Raw genomic sequence first — 25,035 nt, 5'->3', positions numbered from 1 at the left:
CACATCTTGTCGCGCATCGACGTTATCAGATCAGGCTCTCAGAGGAGGGGATCAGCTTAGGGTTAAGGCAATTTTCGTAATACTGCTGGATGTCGGCAAGCCTGGTGCGTGAGCGCTGATAGCGACGCAGCGCCATAAAACCGTTCCAGCAAATGCATACCAGCATCGCAATCATCAGCAGCGAGGTGCCAATGTAGCGCCACAGGCCAGCGCTGTCCGGCATGCGGTGCAGGCCGATGTGGCGCGTGCCGTTGGCATCGGTAAAGATACTCGTCACAATCCCTTCAGCGCTAAACGGCGTCTGCATCAGCATCTGCGCCAGGCGCTGGAACTGGCCCCATTGTTCCTGAGCCGGGTAGTCATAAAGTGCGACCTGCGGGTAAGGCTGATCGACCAGGTCGCTCCCTTCATCACTGACGATCACAAAGCCGCCCGGTGCCGGGCTGTTCAGCGCCTGCGCCGCGCGGGTGGTTTCGCGCATCACGAAGGGTGCGGTTGACGTGGCGACCAGATTATCCAGCGACTCGGCGCTGACCGGACGCAGCAGCACGTTAACGCCATCCAGCCGGCCCGCTTCCGCGCGTTTCACCAGCGAATCCCAGTCTTTACTGTTACCCAGGTTCACAAGGGCGTTTTTGAGACGTACGCATTCGTCCTGAGCGGAACACAAATCCTGCGTTTTCAGAACGATGTCACCAAAGTCGTCCAGAAGCACCATCCCCGATTTCTGAATGGCCGAGCGCAGGGCAGGGCTCACGCGTGAGTCGTCATCGGGTTTCGGGTGCAGCTGGCGGTTGACCGTCTGGGTAAGCGACGTGGCTTTATTAACAACCTCAGATTCAGGCAGCGGCAGCGGCGGCGCGTCATTCCAGATAATTTGCGAGCAATCGAACGGCATGAACGGCGAGCTCTGACGCGTATTCCATGCGCCAGGCGTATGAATGTTACACATCCCGGTGCCCTTCAGGCGCAGCGTATCACCGACCCGCACGCCAGCCTCGTCCAGTTGGTTGACGCTGGTTGCCTCAATGGTTTGCGCCCCTTTTATCCATGACAGGGTAAATTTAATGGGCATATCCAGCGGGACAAACAGCAGAAGCATGATAAAGACCAGCGCTGCCCCCCCGGCAATAACCGCACTGCGTAACCAGTGCTGAAGCGGGAAATTTTTTACTTCATCATGCAGGGATAAAAAGCGCCCCTGGCGCACCACATGGCGGTCAAGGTAGATATCGATATCGGTTTTCTGCCCTAAATCCTGGGCAATCCACGGCTGCCAGTGGCGCGGGTAGATAAGATCGATAATACCGAGCGAGATATTATTGAGGTGCTCCTGGTCACTCTCACCGAACAGACCCCAGCGCTTAGGGGTACCGCGCAGGCAGTGGATCTCACGTAGCGAGGTTTTTGCCGGCGGAGCAAAGAGCCCCCACAGCCCGGCTGCCAGCAACAGCACCGCACCGCCAGCCAGCCAGGGAACAAACACATCCGGCGTCAGCAGGCAGATGAAAAAGAGCAGGAACGCGGCCACGATCAGAATCGCTTCGCGAATGCCGTCAGGGCGGCTCAGGGCGTACTCTTCATGCGTCTCCTGGCGAATGTTCAGCAGCTCGATCTGCTCTGTCTCTTCGCCACGAATGGAGGCCTGCGTTGAGCTTGCGCGTTCCAGCGCAAAACGCGGGGCTTCCTGAAGATATTCATTCAACGTATGGCCGTTGAGTGAGATAACCAGCGGCAACGAATCGGTATGGATCAGCTCTACGCTGTTTTCGTCATTAATGTACTGCTCCCAGGACGGGGGCAGATGCACTTCAACCGAATCCAGGTAATAGCGCCATTTATTGGGATCGTCTGTGGTGATGCCATAGCGGGTGATGGAGCGCGTCACACTGAGCACTGTGTCACTTTGCGCATTTAACTTGAGCGCCACCGGCGCAGCAGTTGCCCCCGTCGGCCCAGGTGTTAACTGAGAACGGTTCAGTGTTTCGAGATAGTTTTCTACTGCATCGCGCTCTTCTTGCGTCAGTTTACGCGTCGTCGCACCGGCAAAGGCGTTTAAAAAGGGCAGCCGGTAACGACGCCTTACGCGACGCCTGTATACCCACCCTGCAACCAATGCGCCGGCCAGCATAGCAGCGAGAACAATCAAAATGGTGCTCATGCTTTCCCCATCTTACTTATCTTCTTACAGGTGTAGTCAGTAGCACCTTTAACATTGAATGAGAGTCTGTGGTTGGCTATCGGCAAGTATGGAGTCGAACTTGAGCATTCTGAAGCGCATCCCAGTGACCGATGATGATAGCAAAGCCTGTTATGGCGCGATATCAGCAAATTCCTGGAAACATTTCAACCTCTTGACATTTGTTTTGAATTGAGGATTGATTCCTGTTACGTTGCGTAAATGTAAATACAGAACAATTGACATTGCCGAAACCGTGCGGCGTATCGCACAATAAAGCCAGTTCCCACTGCTAAGACCCCATCACGATGAGCAAACCACTACAAAAACCCACCATTCTGAATGTTGAAACAGTCGCAAAATCGCGCCTGTTTAATGTCGAAAGTGTGGATCTGGAGTTCAGCAACGGTGTGCGTCGCGTTTACGAACGTATGCGCCCTTCTTCGCGCGAAGCGGTGATGATTGTTCCTGTCGTCGACGACCATCTGATCTTAATCCGCGAGTATGCCGTGGGAACCGAATCTTACGAACTTGGGTTCTCGAAAGGGCTCATCGATCCGGGTGAAACGGTCTTTGAGGCGGCCAATCGCGAGCTGAAAGAAGAGGTCGGTTTTGGCGCGAACGAACTGACGTTTCTGAAAAAACTGAGCATGGCACCCTCCTATTTTTCCAGCAAAATGAACATTGTGGTTGCTGAGGATCTCTATCCAGAATCGCTGGAAGGGGACGAGCCGGAGCCACTGCCACAGGTTCGCTGGCCGCTGGCCCATATGATGGACCTGCTCGAAGACCCTGACTTTAACGAGGCCCGCAACGTGAGCGCGCTGTTCCTGGTACGCGAATGGCTGAAGGGGCAGGGGCGTTTATAGCAGCCTGATGTCCGCAACGTGTGAGAGAACAAAAAAAACGGCAACCTGAGGTTGCCGTTTTTACGTTGCCCGTTAGAACAACTCGTGCGTTTCGCCGTTATCAATGATTTCTGTACCCACCTCATGCACCGCCTGTGTGGTCGGCTGCGTGCCCTCGATGAAATACTCTGCACGGCTATTGCCGCCATTGGCGAGCTGCCCGGTGCTGCGGTCGATATTGACGGTAACCACGCCCGGTGGTGGCGTCAGCGGTTGCTCCGGAACGCCTTCCAGCACGGATTTCATATAGGCATCCCAGGCCGGTTGCGCACTCTTCGCGCCGCCTTCGTAGCCAGAAATCTGATCTTTAATCGCGCCTGAAGCCGTGGTGCGGCCTAAATCACGGCGATGATCATCAAAACCGATCCAGACTGACGTCACCACGCCCGGGCCGTAACCGGAGAACCACGCATCTTTCGAGCTGTTTGTTGTCCCCGTTTTACCGCCGATATCATGGCGCTGTAAATCACGTCCTGCGCGCCAGCCGGTCCCTTGCCAGCCAGGTTCGCCGAAGATGTTGGTGTTCAGCGCGCTCTTTATCAGGAACGACAGCGGCGTGTTGATGACATGCGGTGCATACTCCTGCGCCCCGCTCTGCGCCACCAGCGACTGGTTAGCCTGTTCCAGCTGCGGCTGCGGCAACACAGGGTTCGTCTGCTCCTGAGACACGGCAACGTCTTCCATGTCTTTGTTTTCAATCACCTCAGATTTTGGCGTATTGCCGTAAATGACCGGAATATCGCAGTCAGGGCAGGCAATTTTCGGCTTCGCTTCAAACAGCACGCCACCCTGGTCGTTCTCGATTTTACTGATGAAGTACGGGTCAATCAGGAAGCCGCCGTTAGCCATCACCGAGTACCCCCGCGCCACCTGAAGCGGCGTAAAGGATGCAGAGCCTAACGCCAGCGATTCGGTGCGCACGATGTTCTGAGCCGGGAAACCGAAGCGTTGCAGATATTCCGCGGCATAGTCGACACCCATCGCACGCATTGCGCGCACCATCACCACGTTTTTCGACTGCCCAAGACCCTGACGAAGACGAATAGGGCCTGAATATTCCGCCGGTGAGTTCTTCGGCTGCCAGTCAGAACCGGCACCGGCATCCCAGCGGGAGATAGGCACGTCGTTCAGGATACTGGCGAGAGTCAGTCCCTTATCCATGGCTGCGGTGTAGAGGAACGGCTTGATGTTAGAGCCAACCTGACGCAACGCCTGGGTGGCGCGGTTAAATTTGCTCTGGTTGAAATCGAACCCACCGACCAGGGCCAGCACGGCACCATTCTGCGGATTGATGGACACCAGGGCCGAGTTAACGTCTGGCACCTGCGCCAGCCACCAGCTGTCGGCCACCTTGCGTACCCAGATTTGCTGTCCGGTCTGGACGACATCCGTCACTTTACGCGGTGTCGGGCCTTGCAGGGTGTCTGAGCGGTACGGGCGAGCCCAACGGATCCCGTCCATACGCAGGGAGACAGACGTTCCATCCGCCAGCGTTGCCACCGCTTCCTGCGGATCGGCCTGAGTCACCACGGCGGGAAGGAGCGGGCCATAGGTGGGCAGCGCTTTCAGCGTACTGGTGATTTTTTTGCTGTCCCAGGCGCTTTCGCCGACTTTCCACAGCACATTTGACGGGCCGCGATAACCGTGGCGCATGTCGTAATCCATCACGTTGTTACGCACCGCTTCCTGAGCCGCCTGCTGAACGTTGCGGGTCACGGTGGTGTAAACGCGGTAGCCATCTTCGTAGGCTTTATCGCCGTAGCGGCTCACCATCTCCTGACGCACCATTTCGGTGAGATAAGGGGCAGAGAAGGCAATCTCCGGCGCATGGTAGTTGGCATCGATGACATCGTTGCGCGCCTGTTCGTACTCGCTCTGGCTGATATAGCCTTCGCTCAGCATACGTGACAGGACGACGTTACGACGCGCCGTAGCGCGTTCAAGCGAGTAGAGCGGGTTGAAGGTCGATGGCGCTTTAGGCAGACCAGCAATGGTCGCCATTTCGCTTAACGTCAGCTGCTCGACAGGTTTACCAAAGTACACCTGCGCGGCCGCACCAACACCGTAGGCGCGGTAGCCGAGGTAGATTTTATTGAGGTACAGCTCAAGGATCTCGTCTTTGCTCAACAACTGCTCAATACGGATCGCAAGGAACACCTCTTTGATCTTACGGGTCAGGGTCTTTTCTGGGCTAAGGAAGAAGTTACGCGCCAGCTGCTGTGTAATGGTACTTGCCCCCTGAGAGGCATGACCGGAGAACAGCGCAATACTTGCAGCACGGAAAATCCCCACCGGATCGACACCGTGGTGCTCGTAAAAACGGCTGTCCTCGGTAGCGATAAAGGCTTTGACCATTACGGGTGGAATTTGATTTAAGGTCAGCGGGATACGACGCTTTTCGCCGTACTGCGCCATTAACTCGCCATCGGCGCTGTAGACCTGCATCGGGATCTGGAGTCGCACATCGCGAAGCGTAGCGACATCAGGCAGCTGCGGCTCAATATATTTGTACAAACCATAAATCGAGCCTGCTCCCAGCAGAATGCAACAGACTGCAAGGATTAATAAATACTTTACGAACTTCACCGGAGATTTCCCATTTGGTTTCACTTGGGCAGTTTCTAAACAATCGCGCGGTAGTATAAAGGCAAGCCTGATTCATTGATATAGCCGTCACCTGACGGGCGATAAGGAGATCGTGAAGCATGGCTTTTAAAACATGGCAAACAGGCGTTCATATTCAACAGGATAGGGTGCAGATAGTGGCGCTGGCCCGGGAGCGGTCGGGCTGGCGTTTGTGCCGCTGGTGGGCTATCACTCTGGCCGACGGGATTATCCGGGATGGCAAAATTTGCCAGCCTGAACAATTGGTTGACGCCCTGCGCGACTGGCGGAAAACGTTGCCCCACTCCCACCGGGTGTTTCTCTCATTTCCGGCGGCACGCACGTTGCAACGATCGCTTCCCCGTCCGGGCGTGGCGCTGCGCGACAGCGAACAGCTCTCATGGCTGGGGGCGACGCTCGCGCGTGAACTGGAGATGGCTGCTGACACGCTCTGTTTTGATTATGCGCAGGATACGTTCAGCAATACATTCCATGTCACCGCTGCACAAAACAACGAGATTCACCCCCTGCTGACGCTGGCAAAGATGTTGCGTTTACGGCTCGTGACGATCACCCCGGATGCCAGTGCGCTGGCGAACCTTCTCCCTGCGGTAGCGCCGGCGCAGTGTGTCGCCTGGCGGGATGGGCATCAGTGGCTGTGGGCGATGCGCCATCAGTGGGGACGGCGTTTTACCACGGAAGCGGAAAACGTGGCCGATCTCGCGGCACTGCTGGCCCTCACGCCGGAGGACATTGCCCTCTTTGATAGCCAGCGAGACCCCTGGGACGCCCTGGTTCGTTGCCATGCTCCTCTGCCGGCGTGCGGCGCTGATTATACCGTCGCGCTGGCGCTGGCCATGAGTGAGGTGCCGGAATGAGCATGACGAACTTTCTGCCGTGGCGGCGGCAGCGACGCGTGCGCTGCCTGCGATTCTGGGGCGTACTGTTTGTCGCTACGTGGCTGCTGATACTGATGGGGGTTTTCAGCCTGCGGATGAACCCTCTCGTGATGTCGCGTGCGCTGCATATTCAACTGGCGGGCATGCAGTCCGTGCAGCAGGTGCTGGTGTCTCGTACAAGGTCAGGCACGGAGACGCCGACACCCGCGCCTCAACGACGCGCCTGGCAGCCGGTGCTGGAGTCCTTTGCCGGGATGATGCCATCCCAGGTCTGGCTGACCGAACTGCGCTATCAGCCCCCTTCACTGATGTTAACCGGATATGCCGCAACACTCCCCGCGCTCTCTGCTCTGCGGGATGGGCTCGGAAAAATGGCGGGGTTTACCCCGGGGCAGACGGGGGAATTACAGCAGGACGACCAGGGGCGCTGGATGTTCACCTTTCATCTGCGAAGCGAGGGCTAATGCGTGGAAACCTTGTTCGAACGCTGGTGCGAAAGCAGCCCCCGATGGCGGGTGCTGTGCTGGTGTCTGAGCGTTCTCTTTCTGGGGAGTACGACATGGGGCATGGTGCTTCGACCGGTTGCAAAGCAGGTGGCTGAACTTCAGCGGCAGGTCAGCGAGGCCGCACAGGCTAATGTCTCGCTATGGCCCGCCGCCAGTCAGGTGCCGCAGCGTCACGCCCCCCGTGAAGCCATGGTAAAGACGCCTTTTTCGCCACTCGAGTTTCAGGGGGCGGGTACAAGACTGGTTCACTGGAAGCCGTTGCAAAACGGAGGGGAACTGACGCTGGATGCTGAATGGCAGGCCATCCCGACTGTTTTCACCCGGCTGGCGCAGTGGGATGTTCAGGTTGCCGCCTTTGCTCTCTCTGCACAGGGTTCGGCATTACGCCTGCGGGTGGAGCTGGAGGAGCCGCATGCGAAATAGCGCGCGTTGCCTGCTGGTGTGTTGCGCCCTGTTAGTGACCGGGATGCGGGATCCTTTTCGCCCGCCGGATGACCCTTGTGCGGTAGGGCAACTGGCGCAGTGGCATTACCACGGGATGGTGGGCGGCACGCAGGACACCGGCATTTTACAGGACGGGCAAAAGCGCTGGCATCGCCTGACACCGCAACAGCATCTCCCGGTGGGCTGGCGGGTAACGGCCCTCAATGAAAGGGAACTGGTCGTCGATGTGGGGGATGCATGTGAACCCAGACAATGGACGTGGCAACGAGAAGGAACGAAAAAGAATGAACATAAGGATAACGCTGTGGCTGCTGGCGTTCAGTCATCCGCTGTGGGCCGCCGCGCCAAAGCCGGTCACGCTGGTGGTGGATGAGGTACCGGTGGTGCAGGTGCTACAGGCGCTGGTCGCGCAGGAGAACCGTAATCTGGTGGTATCGCCAGATGTCAGCGGCACGCTGTCGCTCAATCTGACACGCGTCCCCTGGCGACAGGCGCTACAGACGGTCGTCACCAGCGCCGGGCTTGTTCTGCATGAAGAAGGGGGCATTTTTTATGTTCACACCGCAGCCTGGCAGCGTGAACAGCTGGAACGCAAAGAGCAGGAGCGGACACGCCGACAGCTTGATGCGCCGCTGGTCTCGCACAGCATACCTTTTTCTTACGCTGACGCCGGGGAGCTGCAAAAAGCGGCGGAAAAACTGCTCAGTCCAAAAGGGAGTTTGTCTGTCGACAAGCGCACCAACCGTCTGCTGATACGGGATAACCAGGCGGTGCTTGATACGCTGCAGCACTGGGCGACACAAATGGATATCCCTGTCGAGCAGGTGGAACTGGCGGCGCATATCGTGACCATCAATGAAAAAAGCCTGCGTGAGCTGGGGGTGAAGTGGAATCTCGCCGACGCAACGGAGGCGGGCAAGGTCGGGCAACTCACAACGCTTGGCAGCGATCTGTCCGTGGCAAACGCCACCACCCATGTGGGTTTTAACATTGGGCGGATTAACGGCAGGCTGCTGGATCTGGAGTTGTCGGCGCTGGAGCAAAAGCAGCAGGTCGATATCATCGCCAGCCCACGACTGCTGGCCTCGCATATGCAACCGGCCAGTATTAAGCAGGGCAGTGAGATCCCATATCAGGTCTCCAGCGGTGACAGCGGGGCGACCTCCGTGGAATTTAAAGAGGCGGTGTTAGGCATGGAGGTGACGCCGGTGGTGCTGCCCGGCGGTCGCGTACGCCTGAAGCTGCACATCAGTGAAAATATGCCAGGACAGGTGCTGCAGCAGGCTGATGGTGAAACGCTGGCTATCGATAAACAAGAAATTGAAACCCAGGTGGAAGTAAAAAGTGGAGAAACGCTGGCGCTGGGCGGAATTTTTTCGCAAAAGAATAAAACCGGAAGCGATCGCGTGCCCGGGCTGGGCAACATCCCGTGGCTTGGACAGCTTTTTCGCCATGACGGAAAGGACAATGAACGACGGGAGTTAGTGGTGTTTATTACACCACGACTGGTCGGTATTCGCTGAAGAGTCACGATCCTCCCAATGATTTTGCATTCAGATTGTTGCAGATGTTTGACGTGGGGCATGAATTAGCATACAAGGAGTACCGATTTGAGTTGGACTTACGTCTTATTGCCTTATGCGTCTGGTGCGGTGATTTAATCAGTTGCCAAACAAGCCGGAGTATTGAGATAATTTTTAGTCTGACTCTCGCTCTATTGCATATGAGGTTTCAGTTCATGTCCTGCTACGCCGGGTGTCTGCGAAGCGGGGATTACCATTAACGAATAGTCTTAGTAGTACCGATAAAATGGCAGAGAAACGCAATATCTTTCTGGTTGGGCCTATGGGTGCCGGCAAAAGCACTATTGGGCGTCAGTTAGCTCAACAACTCAATATGGAATTTTACGATTCTGATCAAGAGATTGAGAAACGAACCGGAGCTGATGTGGGCTGGGTTTTCGACGTAGAAGGCGAAGAAGGTTTCCGTGACCGAGAAGAAAAAGTGATCAACGAACTCACGGAAAAGCAGGGCATTGTTCTGGCAACAGGCGGTGGCTCTGTCAAATCTCGCGAAACCCGCAACCGTCTCTCCGCCCGTGGCGTAGTGGTCTATCTCGAGACGACCATCGAAAAACAGCTGGCACGTACGCAGCGCGATAAAAAGCGCCCGCTGCTGCAGGTTGAAACGCCACCACGCGAAGTTCTGGAAGCGTTGGCCGATGAACGCAATCCGCTGTACGAAGAGATTGCTGATGTGACCATTCGTACTGACGATCAGAGCGCTAAAGTGGTTGCAAACCAGATTATTCATATGCTGGAAAGCAACTGATTCTGGCTTTATATATAATCGCCTGCGGGTAAAAGCATTAAAGGTGGATGTCGCGTCATGGAGAGGATTACAGTTACTCTCGGGGAACGTAGTTACCCAATCACCATCGCGGCTGGTTTGTTTAACGACCCAGCTTCCTTTTTACCACTGAAAGCGGGTGATCAGGCGATGCTGGTCACCAATGAGACGCTGGCTCCGCTTTATCTCGACCGCGTTCGCCACCTGCTTGAACAGGCGGGCGTTAAAGTCGACAGTGTGATTCTGCCCGATGGCGAGCAGTATAAAAGCCTGGCGGTACTGGATACCGTCTTTACCGCATTGCTGCAAAAACCGCATGGTCGCGATACAACACTGCTTGCCCTGGGCGGCGGTGTTGTGGGCGATCTGACGGGCTTTGCGGCTGCAAGTTATCAACGTGGTGTGCGTTTTATTCAAATCCCTACCACGTTACTGTCTCAGGTCGACTCTTCTGTCGGCGGCAAAACGGCCGTTAACCATCCGCTCGGTAAAAATATGATTGGCGCGTTCTACCAGCCGGCATCGGTGGTGGTGGATCTCGACTGTCTGAAAACCCTACCGAAACGCGAGCTGGCTTCTGGCCTGGCTGAAGTGATCAAATACGGCATTATTCTGGATGGCGAGTTCTTTGACTGGCTGGAAGAGAATATGGATGCGTTGCTGCGCCTGGATGAGGCGACACTGGCTTACTGCATTCGTCGTTGTTGTGAGCTGAAAGCGGAAGTTGTCGCTGCAGACGAGCGTGAAACGGGCTTACGTGCTTTACTGAATCTTGGGCATACGTTTGGTCACGCGATTGAAGCCGAAATGGGTTACGGTAACTGGCTTCACGGTGAAGCAGTCGCTGCCGGAATGGTAATGGCTGCCCGCACTTCTGAACGTCTGGGGCAGTTTAAACCGGAAGAGACGGCACGCATCATCACGCTGCTTGGGCGTGCGGGCTTGCCGGTAACCGGGCCGAAAGAGATGTCGGCACAAGCGTATTTACCCCACATGATGCGCGATAAAAAAGTATTGGCAGGTGAGATGCGTCTTGTACTCCCGCTTGCAATAGGGAAGAGTGAAGTACGCGGCGGAGTGCCGCATGATGTGGTTCTTGGCGCTATTGCTGACTGTCAGCAGGCGTAACAACTAGAAAGGTCAGGCCACTGTTACAGGTGGTCGTTTAGCTTCAGGCGAAATGCAAAGTCGTTGGCATAAGCCTTTGAGTGGGGTGTTAAATGGATGAATTCAAACCAGAAGACGAGCTGAAACCCGATCCCAGCGATCGTCGTACTGGTCGTTCTCGTCAATCTTCAGAACGTGATAACGAGCCGCAGATCAACTTTGACGATGTTGATCTGGATGCAGACGATCGTCGCCCTTCGCGTAGCCGCAACGCGCGTGATGAGCGAGAAGAAGAAGAGGGTTATGAGTCCGAAGAAGATTCAATGGACGAAGAGCCTGTAGAGCGTCGCCCACGTAAACGTAAAAAAGCCGCTGCGCAGAAACCCGCCTCCCGCCAGTACATCATGATGGGACTCGGCGTTCTGGTGCTCGTGCTGCTGATTGTCGGTATTGGTTCTGCGCTAAAAGCGCCTTCGACCCCTTCCGGTGAGCAAGCGGCATCCACTGAGAAGAGCATCAGCCTCTCTGGTAACGATGCGACCGATCAGGCGAATGGTGCGCAGCCAGCGCCGGGTACCACCTCCGCCGAGCAGACTGCCGGAAATACAACACAGCCGCAGGATGTTTCTCTGCCGCCAGTTTCTTCTACCCCCGCACAGGGTCAGGCACCTGCCACGCCGGAAGGCCAGCAGCGTGTAGAAGTTCAGGGCGACCTGAACAATGCCCTGACGCAGCCGCAAAATCAGGCGCAGGTGGACAATGCCGTGGTTAACTCTACGCTGCCAACTGAACCTGCGACCGTTGCGCCAATCCGCGGTGGTAACGCTCAGCCGCAGACGGCTGCAACCGAAACCAAACCGCGCCAGACGCAACCTGCGACCCGTCCTGAACGTAAGCAGGCTGTGATTGAACCTAAGCGTGAAACCAAACCTCAGGCAGTCGTCAAAGCGCCTGAAGTGAAAGCGCCGGCTCAGACAAAACGTACTGAAACGGCCACGGTGAGCGAACCGGCAAAAGCACCGGTTACGCAGACTGCACCGAAAGCAACGGCGACCACCACGGCACCGGCTGCCACTGCACCTACTGCAACTGCACCTGCAGCGACGGCAACAACCAGCGCCGCAGCAGGCAAGACTGCAGGTAACGTCGGTTCGCTGAAGTCAGCCCCGTCCAGCAATTACACGCTGCAGCTGAGCAGTTCGTCTAACTATGACAACCTCAACGGTTGGGCGAAGAAAACAAATCTGAAAAACTATGTGGTTTATCAGACGACCCGTAATGGTCAGCCGTGGTACGTGCTGGTAAGTGGCGTTTATGCTTCAAAAGATGAAGCGAAACGTGCTGTCGCAACGCTGCCAGCCGACGTTCAGGCGAAAAACCCATGGGCTAAGCCAATTCATCAGGTTCAGGCTGATCTGAAGTAATGTTTAAAGCGCAGGATGCTGTCGGAGCTTTCTCCACAGCCGGAGAAGGTGTAATCAGTTAGTCAGCATGAAAAAAAATCGCGCTTTTCTGAAATGGGCAGGGGGGAAATACCCCCTGCTCGATGATATTAAAAAGCACCTGCCGAAAGGCGAGTGTCTTATCGAGCCCTTTGTGGGCGCTGGATCGGTATTCCTGAATACCGATTTTTCTCGTTATATCCTGGCGGATATCAACAGCGACCTCATCAGCCTCTACAACATCGTCAAGCTGCAGACCGACGAGTACGTGGAAGAGGCTCGGAAGCTGTTTACACCCGAGCACAATAATCCGGACGTTTACTACCAGTTCCGCACTGAATTTAATCAGAGTCAGGATCCGTTCCGTCGGGCGCTGTTGTTCCTCTATCTCAATCGACACGGCTACAACGGTCTGTGCCGGTATAATCTTCGTGGTGAATTTAACGTGCCGTTTGGCCGTTATAAGCGTCCGTATTTCCCACAGGATGAGTTGTATCACTTTGCTAAAAAAGCGCAGAATGCCGAATTCCACTGCCTCTCCTATGAAGAGTGCATGGAGCTGGCAGGCGTAAACTCGGTGGTCTATTGCGACCCGCCTTACGCACCGCTGTCTGCGACGGCAAATTTCACCGCTTATCACACCAACAGCTTCAGTCCGGCCGAGCAGGCCCGTCTGGCGGAGATGGCGGAAAAGCTGGTCAGCAAAAGAATTCCGGTGTTAATTTCGAATCACGATACCCCTGATACGCGCGAATGGTACAAAGCCGCGAAGCATTTTCAGGTCAAAGTGCGGCGTAGCATAAGCAGCAACGGCGGCACACGTAAAAAGGTGGACGAACTCCTGGCGCTTTATCGCCCCTGAGCCGTTTTGCCCGCCGGTAAACACATTTCAAGGAGATGCGGATGAAACAGTTTTTGATTGCTCCCTCAATTCTGTCGGCCGATTTTGCCCGCCTGGGTGAAGACACTGCAAAAGCACTCGCGGCGGGCGCGGATGTCGTCCATTTCGACGTTATGGATAACCACTACGTTCCTAATCTGACCATTGGCCCGATGGTGCTTAAAGCGCTGCGTAACTACGGTATTACCGCGCCGATTGATGTCCATCTGATGGTGAAGCCTGTTGACCGTATCGTGCCTGATTTTGCCGCTGCGGGAGCCAGTATCATCACCTTCCACCCTGAAGCGTCTGAACATGTGGATCGCACGCTGCAGCTCATCAAAGAGAATGGCTGTAAAGCGGGTCTGGTTTTCAACCCGGCTACGCCGCTGAGCTATCTCGACCATGTGATGGATAAGCTGGATGTCATTTTGCTGATGTCCGTTAACCCGGGCTTTGGCGGTCAGTCGTTTATCCCTCATACGCTGGATAAACTGCGTGAAGTGCGCCGTCGTATTGATGAGTCAGGTTACGACATTCGTCTGGAAGTCGACGGTGGTGTAAAAGTGAATAACATTGGTGAAATTGCGGCAGCGGGCGCGGATATGTTCGTTGCAGGTTCAGCGATTTTCGACCAACCGGATTACAAAAAAGTCATTGATGAAATGCGCCGTGAACTGGCGAAGGTAAGTCATGGATAAATTGCAGGCAACCCGGGGTATCGCATTTGACCTCGACGGCACGCTGGTCGACAGCGCGCCGGGCTTAACCAGCGCCGTAGACCAGGCGCTGTATGCTCTTGAATTGCCCGTTGCGGGCGAAGAGCGTGTCATCACGTGGATTGGCAATGGCGCCGATGTCCTGATGGAGCGCGCGTTGACATGGGCCCGCCAGGAGCGTGTGTCCCAGCGTTCCGCACAGGGTAAACCGAGCGTGGATCATGCGGATATCCCGCAGGAAGAACAGCTGCGTATCCTGCGTAAATTGTTCAATCGTTTCTATGAAGAGACGGTCGAAGAGGGCAGTTTCCTGTTCCCGGATGTCGCAGAAACGCTGAGTGCGCTTCATGCCAACGGCATTCCGCTGGGGCTGGTGACAAACAAACCGACACCTTTTGTCGCCCCTCTGCTGGAAGCGCTGGATATCGCGAAGTATTTTTCCGTCATTGTTGGCGGTGATGATGTGCAGAACAAAAAGCCGCATCCGGAACCGTTACTGCTGGTGGCAGGAAAATTATCCTTAACGCCCGCGGAGCTGCTCTTTGTCGGTGATTCCCGCAATGATATTCTGGCTGCCAGAGCGGCGGGTTGTCCTTCAGTGGGATTAACCTATGGCTACAACTACGGTGAGGCCATCACGCTGAGTGAGCCGGACGTCGTGTTCGACCACTTCAAAGATTTGTTGCCCGCACTCGGGCTTTCGCACAGTGATAATCAGGAATTGAATAATGACTAAGCCCATCGTTTTTAGTGGCGCACAGCCGTCAGGTGAATTGACCATTGGTAACTACATGGGTGCGTTACGTCAGTGGGTCAGCATGCAGGATGATTACCATTGCATTTACTGCATCGTGGATCTGCATGCTATCACTGCACGTCAGGATCCTGAGAAGCTGCGTAAGGCCACCCTGGACACCCTGGCGCTGTATCTGGCCTGCGGAATTGATCCTGAGAAGAGCACCATTTTCGTTCAGTCTCACGTTCCAGAGCATGCGCAGCTGGGCTGGGCGCTGAACTGCTACACCTACTTCGGCGAACTGAGCCGCATGACGCAGTTCAAGGATAAATCCGCGCGCTACTCAGAAAACATCAACGCCGGTCTGTTTGATTACCCGGTACTGATGGCAGCAGACATTCTGCTGTACCAGACCAACCAGGTGCCGGTTGGCGAAGATCAGAAACAGCATCTGGAACTGAGCCGCGATATCGCCCAGCGCTTTAACGCGCTGTATGGCGACGTGTTCAAAGTGCCTGAGCCGTTCATTCCAAAATCCGGCGCACGAGTGATGTCGCTGCTGGAGCCAACCAAGAAGATGTCCAAGTCTGACGATAACCGCAACAACGTTATCGGCCTGCTGGAAGACCCGAAATCGGTCGTTAAAAAGCTCAAGCGTGCGGTGACCGACTCCGATGAGCCACCTGTTGTGCGTTACGACGTGCAGAACAAAGCGGGCGTCTCCAACCTGCTGGATATCCTCTCCGGTGTGACGGGGCAGAGCATTCCTGAGCTGGAACAACACTTCGAAGGCAAGATGTATGGTCACCTGAAAGGGGAAGTGGCGGATGCCGTTTCCGGCATGCTGACCGAGCTGCAGGAGCGTTATCACCGCTACCGTAACGACGAAGCTTTCCTGCAGAAAGTGATGAAAGAGGGCGCGGAAAAAGCCAGTGCCCGCGCGTCTGAAACCCTTAAGGCGGTGTACCAGGCGATTGGGTTTGTGGGTAAACCATAACCCTGTTTTGTCGGGTAAGCATGAGTGCTCCCCGACAAAAAACGCGCTGAGCCAGACAAAAAACCGGGAAATTCCCGGTTTTTTTACGCCTGAAAAACGCTTACTGCTGTGCGGCCGGGCCGCAGCCACCGATGATCTTCGAAATGGAAATTGCCGGGTGCAGCAGGTAATCATAGCTGCAATTATTTTTGGTATTTTGAACGTGACCGGTGCAGGCGGTCAGAGTCGATAACATGCCTACCAGAACGGCGGTTTTTGCCAGTTTAAACATACGCATTCCTTGTCTGAAAAAACGAAAATTGGATCTAACGTGAGGGAATAAATGAAAAAATTCCATTTCGCGGGCGGTATGTTATCGGGAGCGGTAAGAGGGGAGTAGTCCGCATAAGGACTACTCCGGGAAGGGGGAATATGCGTTAGTGATTCGAGAACCAGTTCAGTTTATCGCGCAGCTCCACCACGCGTCCGACAATAATCAGCGCCGGGCTTTCAACCTGCTGTGCCAGCTCACCTAACTGTGTCAGCACGCCGTTCACCACGCGCTGCTTAATGGACGTGCCGTTTTCCACCAGCGCGACGGACATATCCTCTTCCATGCCGTGCTCAAGCAGTTTGGCCTGAATGGTCGCGGCCTGGTTTAACCCCATATAGAACACCAGCGTCTGTTTTTCGGCGGCCAGGTTATGCCAGTCCAGCTCACTGCCGGTTTTCAGGTGTCCCGTCACCAGGCGTACGCTCTGGGCATAGTCACGGTGGGTTAGCGGAATGCCCGAGTAAGCTGAGCAGCCGGAAGCTGCCGTGATGCCCGGCACCACGGAAAACGGAATGCCCGCGTTGCACAACGTTTCCAGCTCTTCACCGCCGCGACCAAAGATAAACGGATCGCCACCCTTGAGGCGCACCACGCGTTTTCCTTTTTGCGCTTCGCGCAGCAGGATCTGGTTAATCTCCTCCTGCGGCACACAGTGGTACCCGGCACGTTTACCGACAAATACGCGGTCAGCATCGCGGCGGACCAGGTTCATTATCTCATCGGAGACCAGACGGTCATAAACCACAATATCCGCCTGCTGGATCTGCTGCAGCCCTTTCAGCGTCAGCAAACCGGCATCGCCCGGGCCGGCACCCACCAGCACCACTTCACCACGATGATCCAACGGCTCGCAGAGCAACTGCGCCGTCGTCTCTTCCACCGCTTTATGATCCTGATTCGCCAGCGACTGGGCCAGCCTGTCATTCACAAAGAATTTTTCCCAGAAGCGACGGCGTTCACCCACGGTCGCGAAGGTTTGCTTAACCCGTGAACGCAGCTGTCCGGCATAGTGGGCAATCTGGCCAAGATGCTGCGGCAGGATGGCTTCCAGTTTTTCCCGCAGCAGGCGGGCCAGGACGGGAGAGCGGCCGCCGGACGATACCGCAATCATCAGCGGCGAACGGTCAATGATCGACGGCATGATAAAGCTGGCTTCCTTCGGGGCATCCACCACGTTACAGAAGATGCGGCGCGCTTCACAGGCGTCGCTGACGCGCTGATTCACTTCATCGTCATCCGTGGCGGCTATGGTCAGCCAGCAGGTATCAAGCAGGGATTCATTAAACCCCCCCTGCACCAGCGTGAGCATCCCTTCTTTTTCCCAGGCCTCAAACTGCGGGGCGAAGGCCAGGGCGTTAACGGTGAGTCGGGCTCCTGCTTCTAACAGCAAGCGCGCTTTGCGTTCAGCCACATCGCCGCCGCCTACAAGCAGACAGTCGCGATGGCGTAATTGACAGAAAATCGGCAGGTGGTCCACGACATTACCTCACAGCATTCAAGGAGGGGGTAAGAAATTGAGGTCAGGATAACAGCAGGAATCGTACAGAACATACGGTTTTTCCTGCCGTTACCCATAAGGGGTCATAAGCTTTTCATATTGAAAAGGCGAGAGATTAGCCTTTCAGCTGCACCTTACCGTCCTTCACGCGGACATCGTAGGGCTTCACGGAATAATGCTTATCTTCCATGCAATACCCGTCGCGTAAACGAAAACGCTGTTTCTTCAACGGGCTGGCAACCCAGAGTTCACCCTGATGCTCTGCGATTAATCCCCGGGACAGGACGCTGGCCTCAAAGAACGGGTCGATATTGCTGATGGCAAAAACCTGTTCATCATGGCGAGGGCGGAATATCGCGACCTGCTCGTTACCCAGCAGGGCACAGACCCCGGTGGCAGGCAGAATGTCGTTAATGTTGCAGATGTTTACCCACTGGCTCATGCGTTTTCCTCCACCAGAGTCACCGGAATACGTTCATAAGGTGTCGCCGGACGATGCTGCTCGCGTTCTGCCACAACCTGCACATTCGGGTCGCGCTGGGTGCTGTTGATAAAGTGTCTGAAGCGAGTCTGCGCCGCCGGGGTGTTGACGGTTTCAGTCCACTCGCAGATCACCGCCTCGCGCAGGCGCGCCATTTCCGCTTCCAGATGGTCGTTCAGGCCCAGTTTGTCGTCAATGATGACCGATTTCAGGTACTCGATGCCGCCTTCCAAGTTATCGAGCCAGGACGCGGTACGGGTCAGCTTATCGGCGGTACGGATGTAGAACATCATAAAGCGGTCGAGATACTGAATCAGCGTATCGCGGTCGAGGTCTGCAGCCAGCAGGTCTGCATGGCGTGGTTTCATGCCGCCATTACCACAGACGTACAGGTTCCAGCCTTTCTCGGTGGCGATGATACCCACATCTTTACCCTGCGCTTCCGCACATTCGCGGGTACAGCCGGAGACGCCAAACTTCATTTTATGCGGTGTACGGATGCCTTTGTAGCGGTTCTCCAGCTCCACACCGAAGCCGACGCTGTCGCCTACGCCGTAGCGGCACCAGGTACTGCCCACACAGGTTTTTGCCATACGCAGCGCTTTCGCGTAGGCGTGGCCGGTTTCGAATCCCGCGTCAATCAGCTGACGCCAGATTTCAGGCAGGTCATCTTTCTGCGCACCAAACAGGCCGATACGCTGAGAGCCGGTGATTTTGGTATACAGGTTAAATTCACGCGCGATACGGCCAACGGCGACCAGCCCTTCCGGGGTGATTTCGCCACCGGCGGAGCGTGGGATGACGGAGTAAGTCCCGTCTTTCTGAATGTTCGCCAGGAAGTTATCGTTGGTATCCTGCAGCGGCGTGTGCTCTGGTTTGAGAACGTACTCGTTCCAGCAGGAGGCCAGCAGGGAACCCACGGTAGGTTTACACACTTCACAGCCATAGCCCTGGCCGTGTTTCGCCAGCAGTTCGTCGAAGGATTTGATGCCTTCCACGCGGATCAGGTGGTACAGCTCCTGGCGAGAGTAAGCGAAATGCTCGCACAGGTTATTGTTGACTTCGATACCCTGTTTCGCCAGTTCTGCGTTCAGAACCTGTGTGACCAACGGGATACACCCACCGCAGCCGGTACCGGCTTTGGTTTCTGCCTTTAGGGCCGCGACGGTATGGCAGCCTTTATTGATGGCCGAAATCAGCATGCCTTTGGTCACATCGAAACAGGAGCAAATCTGCGCGCTGTCGGGCAGTTTATCCACGCCGATGGACGGCTTACCGCTGGACGCATGCGCCGGAAGGATCAGCGCGTCCGGGTTTTCCGGCAGTTCGATGGCGTTCAAGACCAACTGAAGCAGGTTACCGTAGTCGCTGGTATCGCCCACCAGCACCGCGCCGAGCAGGGTTTTGTTGTCCTGACTGACGATAAGACGTTTGTACACCTCTTTGCTTTCATCGAGGTAAACATAGCTGCGTGCGCCCGGCGTGCGGCCATGCGCATCGCCAATACCGCCTACGTCTACGCCCAGCAGTTTCAGCTTGGCGCTCAGGTCAGCCCCTTCGAAGGCGTTCTGGTTGCCGAGAATATGGTCAACGGCAACCTGCGCCATTTTGTAGCCAGGCGCGACCAGACCGTACACGCGGTTGTTCCAGCTGGCGCATTCGCCGATGGCGTAGATATCCGGGTCGGAGGTCTGGCAGGTATCGTTAATCATGATCCCGCCGCGCTGAGCGACGGCCAGACCACACTGGGTGGCCAGCTTGTCGCGCGGGCGAATACCGGTAGAGAAGACGATAAAGTCCACTTCCAGTTCGCTGCCATCGGCAAAGCGCATGGTTTTCCGCGCTTCGGTGCCTTCCTGCACAATCTCTTTGGTATTTTTGCTGGTGTGAACCTTCACGCCCATGCTTTCGATTTTACGGCGCAGCTGGTCACCACCCATGTGGTCAAGCTGCTCTGCCATCAGCATCGGGGCAAATTCGATGACGTGGGTTTCAACACCGAGGTTTTTCAGCGCACCGGCGGCTTCCAGACCCAGCAGCCCCCCCCCGACCACAGCGCCACGTTTACTGCGGCGGGCACATGATTCGATCGCATTGAGATCTTCGATGGTACGATAAACGAAGCAATCCTGCGTTTCCGAGCCTTTGATCGGCGGGATCCACGGGTACGAGCCAGTCGCCATGATCAGCTTGTCGTAAAAAACCGTACGTCCGGCGCTGGAGTGGATCACTTTTTCCTGACGGTTGATGGTGATAGCGCGTTCGCCCACCAGCACTTTCACGCCATGCTTCTCGTAGAAACCATCGCGCACCAGAGAGAGCTCTTCAGCGGTATGATGGGAGAAGTAGGAAGACAAGTGCACACGGTCGTACGCCTTGCGGGGTTCTTCACAGAACACGGTAATATCGAACTGGTTAGCATCGGCTTTATCGAGAAGATCCTCAATAAAGCGGTGGCCGACCATGCCGTTACCGATGATAGCGAGTCTGACTTTGCTCATTTTTGCCTCGATTTCTTTTCTATTACTGCCTACCTTAACGATTCAGCAGGGGCACTTATTGATGCAAATCAAATACGCCTTCGCCTACTCCTTAGGTGGTATATGACTGATTTGTCAGGATTTTTATAAGTTGTGGAAATCGCTGGCTTTTCGAGGTCGCCGATTTTGTGTACAAATTAAGGGGCGCGTTGTCAAAAATGCGTACTCCCAAATTTCAGCCGCGTTTTTCAGGGGAAAGGCATGTCTACAACACCGCTTGGGCTTATTCAGAATGTTCGCTTACCGGGTCGCGAAGGGCTGTGGCAAATCGCCATTGAGCAGGGTCGTTTTGGTGGCATAACGCCGATGGGCGATACCGAAGACGAAAACGTAAGAATCTTAAACGCGCGTGGCGGCCTTGCCATCCCCCCGTTTATAGAACCGCATATCCACCTTGATACCACCCAGACGGCAGGCGAGCCGAGCTGGAACCAGTCCGGTACGCTGTTTGAAGGCATTGAGCGCTGGGCGGAGCGTAAGGCACTGCTTAGCCATGAAGATGTAAAAGCGCGCGCCTGGAAGACGCTGAAAGGGCAAATAGCTAACGGTATTCAGTTTGTGCGTACCCACGTGGACGTCTCTGACCCGACGCTCACCGCCCTGAAGGCCATGCTGGAGGTGAAGCAGGAGGTTGCGCCGTGGATCACGCTGCAAATCGTGGCGTTCCCGCAGGAAGGCATCCTTTCTTACCCGGACGGCGCGGCGCTCCTTGAGGAGGCGTTGAAGCTGGGTGCCGATGTGGTCGGGGCAATCCCGCATTTTGAATTCACCCGCGAGTATGGCGTGCAATCGCTGCACATTGCCTTTGAACTGGCGAAGAAATATGACCGTCCGCTGGATATCCACTGCGATGAAATTGACGATGAGCAGTCCCGATTTCTGGAAACGGTGGCCACCCTGGCTTATGAATCCGGGATGGGCCCGCGGGTCACGGCCAGCCATACCACGGCGATGCACTCCTATAACGGGGCATACACCTCGCGGCTTTTCCGCCTGCTGAAGATGTCAGGCATCAACTTTGTCGCCAATCCACTGGTGAATATCCATTTACAGGGGCGCTTTGACGATTATCCCAAACGACGCGGGATTACCCGAGTGAAGGAGCTGCTGGAGGCGGGGATCAACGTCTGTTTCGGGCATGATGATGTCTTCGACCCGTGGTACCCGCTTGGCACCGGCAATATGCTGCAGGTACTGCATATGGGGCTGCATGTGTGTCAGATGATGGGGTATTCTCAAATTGACAACGGTTTGAACCTGATAACCCACAACAGCGCCCGAACCTTTGGCCTGACGGATTACGGTATCGAAACGGGAAATCTGGCTAACCTGATCGTGCTGCCTGCGGAGAGCGGGTTTGAAGCGGTGCGCTGCCAGGTGCCGGCGCGCTGGTCGATTCGGGAGGGGCGAGTGATTGCTACGACGCAGCTTGCGCAGACGTGGATCAAAATGGACGACGTTGCGGAAGAGCACATCTTCACGAAAAACAGCCCCTTCGCTGAGCGCAAAGGGGCGTAGGGGATCAGTGGGACGCCGCTGCCGTATTATGCTGACGGTGGCGGGTCACAAAGCCCAGAACCAGGCACATCACAAACACCACCGCGTACAAACCGTTAGCGGTATGCAGCGCGGCCAGCGGTCCGCTGTGGGCGACGATCGGGCCGGTGACCACGAAGGTCAACATGGTGCCGATGGTGCCGCAGGTCAGCACGAAGTTCACCAGTTTCGGTGACGCTACTTTGGTCTGCAGAGAGCCCAGCGTAATGATAGAGGTGTAAATCGCACTGGAGAAGAAGCCCAGGGTCAGGATGAACCACGGCATATGCTCCGGTGAACCGTTAATGAACAAGTACATCAGCACGGTTGCCATGCCTGCCAGCACAGTCAGAATGCGCTGCAGGTCGAAGAAGCGCAGGATGAAGCTAAACGCCCACATGCCGAACATGTAAGACATCCAGAAATCGCTCACCAGTTTACCCGCGTCGTTCAGACTCATGCCCAGGCCTTTGGCGTATTCCGGTACCCAGGAGATAAAGCCCAGCTGACCGAGGATGTAGCACAGTGCGGCAACGGAGAGGAACAGTACGCCGATACCCCATTTCTCTTTCGCGACCGGCTCGTCCGTGGATTGCGCTTTTTTGCCCAGAACCGGGAATTCACAGCCGAAGGTCAGAATAAAGATTGCCACGTAGACCAGACCGATACAGGCATAAACCCAGTACCACTCAATGCTGCGTGCCAGCAGAACGGCCGCTACCATCGGGAAAATCATCCCCGCCATGCTGAAGAAGGAGTCGGTAAACAGCAGACGTGCGCCACGCTGACGACCTTCATACATATGGGTAATCAGGAACGTACCGATGGACATCGTAATACCGCTCACCAGACCCAGCACAAACATGGCGGCAGAGAACAGGGCGATGCTGTGGCTCACCATTAAACCCGCTACCGCGGCGACCATCAGCACGAAACCAAAACGCAGCTGCGTTTTCAGTGGAACAATTTCCATCAGCCAGGCATTCAGGAAAATGGAGATCAGGATCCCGGCGTTGAGGAAGGTAAAGGTGTTACTCATGCTGGAAACGGGCAGCTGGAAGTAGTCTGCGATATTACCCATCACCATCCCGGTGACGATCACCAACGCGCCGGTCAGGGCGTAGGAGAAGAAGCTGATCCATGTGAGCTTGATACGATTGCTGTTAGTCATGTCTGGCCTGTTCAGGAAAAGAAAAGCGCCCGAGGGGCGCTGAGAGCGGGCAGATTTTAGACATTAAAGTGATCCATTCATATCTTTTAAGAGAAATTCGATCGCTATTGCAGGTTTTTATGTGATTCAGATCACATTAATGGGCGTCATAACCAATCGTTTGCGTGGTTACAACTGTTTCAATTTCGTAAAATTAGGTAAAAGGCTGGTCTCCGTTCATACTGCTCTTTAGAATCAAGCCATTCGCTTTTTATACTGCGCTTTGTTAAGGAATTCTCATGCTCAAATCAACGCTGGCGGCTGTCGCAGCTGTGTTTGCTCTTTCTGCCGTTTCCCCTGCTGCGCTGGCAGCCAAAGGAGACCCTCACGTTCTGCTGACCACCTCCGCCGGGAATATTGAGCTGGAACTGAATAGCCAGAAAGCTCCGGTTTCTGTGAAAAACTTCCTCGACTACGTGAATAACGGTTTCTATAACGGCACCACTTTCCACCGTGTGATCCCGGGCTTTATGGTGCAGGGCGGTGGTTTTAACGAGCAAATGCAGCAAAAGCAGCCTAACGCACCGATTAAAAATGAAGCGGATAACGGCCTGCGCAACACCCGCGGTACCATCTCTATGGCGCGTACGGCAGATAAAGACAGCGCCACCAGCCAGTTCTTTATCAACGTGGCGGATAACGCCTTCCTCGACCACGGCCAGCGCGACTTCGGTTACGCGGTCTTCGGTAAAGTGGTGAAAGGGATGGATGTGGCTGACAAGATTTCTCAGGTGCAGTCCCATGACGTTGGCCCGTACCAGAATGTGCCGACAAAACCGGTTGTGATCCTCTCTGCAAAAGTTCTGCCGTAACCTTCTTTGACACGGGCGCTTCTCGCCCGTGTTTCGCTCCCCTCCCTGCGAAAGCGCGTTTTGCTGCTTATACTTGTGGCACACGGACATCTTCAGGGAGGCGTTAAGTGAAAAAACTCACCGATAAGCAAAAATCCCGTCTCTGGGAGCAGCAGCGAAACAGTAATTTCCAGGCCAGCCGCCGCCTTGAGGGGGTTGATAGCCCGCTCGTTACGCTAAACGCCCAGGATGCGCAAAGCCGTCTTGAAGAACTCAGGAGGCACTATGAGCGATAAAATCGGTGACGATCGTGACCCGTATCTCTACCCGGGTCTGAATGTGATGCGTAACCGTCTGAATATCCGCCAGGCTGACCGTCTTGCAAAGGCATCCTATGAGATCACCGCGCTGCGGGTGGCGACGCTCGGCTTAGGCCCGTCTGCGCCGGGGTTGCCGCATCTCTGTGCAATCCACCGCCACCTTTATCAGGATATTTTTGACTGGGCGGGCGATATCCGCGAAATCGATATTTATCAGGGCGACACCCGCTTCTGTCACTTCGCCTACATCGAGAAAGAGGGCAATGTCCTGATGCAGGATCTCGAGGAAGAGGGGTATCTCAACGGTCTGCAGAAAGAGGAGTTTGTGGCCCGCCTGAGTCACTACTACTGTGAGATCAACGTGCTCCATCCCTTCCGGATTGGCAACGGTATCGCTCAGCGGATCTTCTTCGAACAGCTCGCCATCCATGCAGGCTATCAGCTGAGCTGGAAAGATATCGACCCGGGCAAATGGGCGGCGGCCAACCAGAGCGGCGCAATGGGCGATTTAACGGCCCTGAACGCCATCTTTGCCAAAGTAGTGAGCGAAGCGCGGGAAACTGAGTAGAATAGGGC

General features: G+C 55.5%; 24 protein-coding genes. 17 read left to right on the top strand and 7 right to left on the bottom strand.

Features of this window, described 5'->3' with window-relative positions; all coding sequences use genetic code 11:
- Positions 1–25: 25 nt before the first annotated feature.
- The gene (locus AM379_RS06175) at positions 26–2,161 is read right to left on the bottom strand and encodes an intracellular growth attenuator family protein (protein WP_032679110.1); all 2,136 of its coding nucleotides are present in this window, start codon (positions 2,159–2,161) and stop codon (positions 26–28) included.
- Between the two features lie 326 nt (positions 2,162–2,487).
- On the opposite strand from AM379_RS06175, the gene nudE reads away from it, so the two are divergent.
- Positions 2,488–3,048: an ADP compounds hydrolase NudE gene (gene nudE / locus AM379_RS06165; RefSeq protein WP_014171956.1), complete on the top strand. Its 561-nt coding sequence runs from the start codon at positions 2,488–2,490 to the stop codon at positions 3,046–3,048.
- A gap of 72 nt (positions 3,049–3,120) precedes the next feature.
- On the opposite strand, the gene mrcA is transcribed toward nudE, so the two are convergent.
- The gene (gene mrcA, locus AM379_RS06160) at positions 3,121–5,673 is read right to left on the bottom strand and encodes a peptidoglycan glycosyltransferase/peptidoglycan DD-transpeptidase MrcA (protein WP_106503537.1); all 2,553 of its coding nucleotides are present in this window, start codon (positions 5,671–5,673) and stop codon (positions 3,121–3,123) included.
- Between the two features lie 119 nt (positions 5,674–5,792).
- On the opposite strand from mrcA, the gene AM379_RS06155 reads away from it, so the two are divergent.
- From AM379_RS06155 to trpS, 12 genes are all read left to right on the top strand, one after another.
- A complete protein-coding gene (locus AM379_RS06155) occupies positions 5,793–6,569 on the top strand; it encodes a DNA utilization protein HofM (RefSeq protein WP_106503536.1) in 777 nt (258 codons plus the stop codon).
- Positions 6,566–7,054, top strand: a complete 489-nt coding sequence (locus tag AM379_RS06150) for a PilN domain-containing protein (RefSeq protein ID WP_106503535.1) — start codon at positions 6,566–6,568, stop codon at positions 7,052–7,054. The genes AM379_RS06155 and AM379_RS06150 overlap by 4 nt, the downstream gene beginning before the upstream one ends.
- Before the next feature lie 3 nt (positions 7,055–7,057).
- Positions 7,058–7,519, top strand: coding sequence for a HofO family protein (locus AM379_RS06145; RefSeq protein WP_106503534.1), 462 nt, complete (start codon positions 7,058–7,060; stop codon positions 7,517–7,519).
- Positions 7,509–7,913, top strand: a complete 405-nt coding sequence (locus AM379_RS06140; protein ID WP_059305538.1) for a HofP DNA utilization family protein — start codon at positions 7,509–7,511, stop codon at positions 7,911–7,913. The genes AM379_RS06145 and AM379_RS06140 overlap by 11 nt, the downstream gene beginning before the upstream one ends.
- A complete protein-coding gene (gene hofQ, locus AM379_RS06135) occupies positions 7,825–9,063 on the top strand; it encodes a DNA uptake porin HofQ (protein ID WP_032680150.1) in 1,239 nt (412 codons plus the stop codon). The genes AM379_RS06140 and hofQ overlap by 89 nt, the downstream gene beginning before the upstream one ends.
- 286 nt (positions 9,064–9,349) lie before the next feature.
- Positions 9,350–9,871 (top strand): shikimate kinase AroK, encoded by a 522-nt coding sequence (gene aroK, locus AM379_RS06125; RefSeq protein ID WP_003861630.1) that lies wholly within the window; start codon positions 9,350–9,352, stop codon positions 9,869–9,871.
- A 57-nt stretch (positions 9,872–9,928) separates the two neighbouring features.
- Positions 9,929–11,017, top strand: coding sequence for a 3-dehydroquinate synthase (aroB, locus tag AM379_RS06120; protein ID WP_032679104.1), 1,089 nt, complete (start codon positions 9,929–9,931; stop codon positions 11,015–11,017).
- A gap of 92 nt (positions 11,018–11,109) precedes the next feature.
- Complete coding sequence (gene damX / locus AM379_RS06115; RefSeq protein ID WP_032679103.1) at positions 11,110–12,420, top strand: cell division protein DamX; 1,311 nt, start codon at positions 11,110–11,112, stop codon at positions 12,418–12,420.
- A 67-nt stretch (positions 12,421–12,487) separates the two neighbouring features.
- The gene (gene dam, locus AM379_RS06110; RefSeq protein ID WP_032679102.1) at positions 12,488–13,300 is read left to right on the top strand and encodes an adenine-specific DNA-methyltransferase; all 813 of its coding nucleotides are present in this window, start codon (positions 12,488–12,490) and stop codon (positions 13,298–13,300) included.
- Positions 13,301–13,341: 41 nt separating this feature from the next.
- On the top strand, positions 13,342–14,019 hold the full coding sequence (rpe, locus tag AM379_RS06105; protein ID WP_014885523.1) for a ribulose-phosphate 3-epimerase: 678 nt from the start codon (positions 13,342–13,344) through the stop codon (positions 14,017–14,019).
- Positions 14,012–14,773 (top strand): phosphoglycolate phosphatase, encoded by a 762-nt coding sequence (gene gph / locus AM379_RS06100; RefSeq protein ID WP_020884582.1) that lies wholly within the window; start codon positions 14,012–14,014, stop codon positions 14,771–14,773. The genes rpe and gph overlap by 8 nt, the downstream gene beginning before the upstream one ends.
- Complete coding sequence (gene trpS / locus AM379_RS06095) at positions 14,766–15,770, top strand: tryptophan--tRNA ligase (protein WP_014171943.1); 1,005 nt, start codon at positions 14,766–14,768, stop codon at positions 15,768–15,770. Before gph ends, trpS begins: the two co-directional genes overlap by 8 nt.
- Before the next feature lie 100 nt (positions 15,771–15,870).
- On the opposite strand, the gene AM379_RS06090 is transcribed toward trpS, so the two are convergent.
- The 4 genes from AM379_RS06090 to nirB form a co-directional block, all read right to left on the bottom strand.
- Positions 15,871–16,041 (bottom strand): YhfL family protein, encoded by a 171-nt coding sequence (locus AM379_RS06090; protein WP_032679101.1) that lies wholly within the window; start codon positions 16,039–16,041, stop codon positions 15,871–15,873.
- 145 nt (positions 16,042–16,186) lie between these two features.
- The gene (cysG, locus tag AM379_RS06085) at positions 16,187–17,560 is read right to left on the bottom strand and encodes a siroheme synthase CysG (protein WP_020884584.1); all 1,374 of its coding nucleotides are present in this window, start codon (positions 17,558–17,560) and stop codon (positions 16,187–16,189) included.
- A gap of 136 nt (positions 17,561–17,696) precedes the next feature.
- Complete coding sequence (gene nirD, locus AM379_RS06080) at positions 17,697–18,023, bottom strand: nitrite reductase small subunit NirD (protein ID WP_032679100.1); 327 nt, start codon at positions 18,021–18,023, stop codon at positions 17,697–17,699.
- Entirely contained in the window at positions 18,020–20,563 is a 2,544-nt protein-coding gene (nirB, locus tag AM379_RS06075; RefSeq protein ID WP_014171939.1) for a nitrite reductase large subunit NirB, read from the bottom strand. Before nirB ends, nirD begins: the two co-directional genes overlap by 4 nt.
- A gap of 240 nt (positions 20,564–20,803) precedes the next feature.
- Here nirB and AM379_RS06070 point away from each other — a divergent pair, with 240 nt between their 5' ends.
- Entirely contained in the window at positions 20,804–22,120 is a 1,317-nt protein-coding gene (locus AM379_RS06070) for a cytosine deaminase (protein WP_032679098.1), read from the top strand.
- A 4-nt stretch (positions 22,121–22,124) separates the two neighbouring features.
- On the opposite strand, the gene tsgA is transcribed toward AM379_RS06070, so the two are convergent.
- On the bottom strand, positions 22,125–23,309 hold the full coding sequence (gene tsgA / locus AM379_RS06065) for an MFS transporter TsgA (RefSeq protein WP_020884588.1): 1,185 nt from the start codon (positions 23,307–23,309) through the stop codon (positions 22,125–22,127).
- 278 nt (positions 23,310–23,587) lie between these two features.
- Here tsgA and ppiA point away from each other — a divergent pair, with 278 nt between their 5' ends.
- The 3 genes from ppiA (at position 23,588) to AM379_RS06050 (ending at position 25,027) form a co-directional block, all read left to right on the top strand.
- On the top strand, positions 23,588–24,160 hold the full coding sequence (gene ppiA / locus AM379_RS06060) for a peptidylprolyl isomerase A (RefSeq protein ID WP_014171936.1): 573 nt from the start codon (positions 23,588–23,590) through the stop codon (positions 24,158–24,160).
- 107 nt (positions 24,161–24,267) lie between these two features.
- Positions 24,268–24,435, top strand: a complete 168-nt coding sequence (locus tag AM379_RS06055) for a YhfG family protein (protein WP_014171935.1) — start codon at positions 24,268–24,270, stop codon at positions 24,433–24,435.
- On the top strand, positions 24,425–25,027 hold the full coding sequence (locus AM379_RS06050; RefSeq protein WP_025202869.1) for a putative adenosine monophosphate-protein transferase Fic: 603 nt from the start codon (positions 24,425–24,427) through the stop codon (positions 25,025–25,027). The genes AM379_RS06055 and AM379_RS06050 overlap by 11 nt, the downstream gene beginning before the upstream one ends.
- The last annotated feature ends 8 nt before the right edge of the window (positions 25,028–25,035 follow it).

It is taken from the genome of Enterobacter cloacae complex sp. FDA-CDC-AR_0132 (assembly GCF_003010695.1).
Lineage (GTDB): Bacteria > Pseudomonadota > Gammaproteobacteria > Enterobacterales > Enterobacteriaceae > Enterobacter > Enterobacter ludwigii.
Note: the sequence above shows the minus strand (reverse complement) of the source record. Positions and strands in the feature narration are given on the sequence as shown.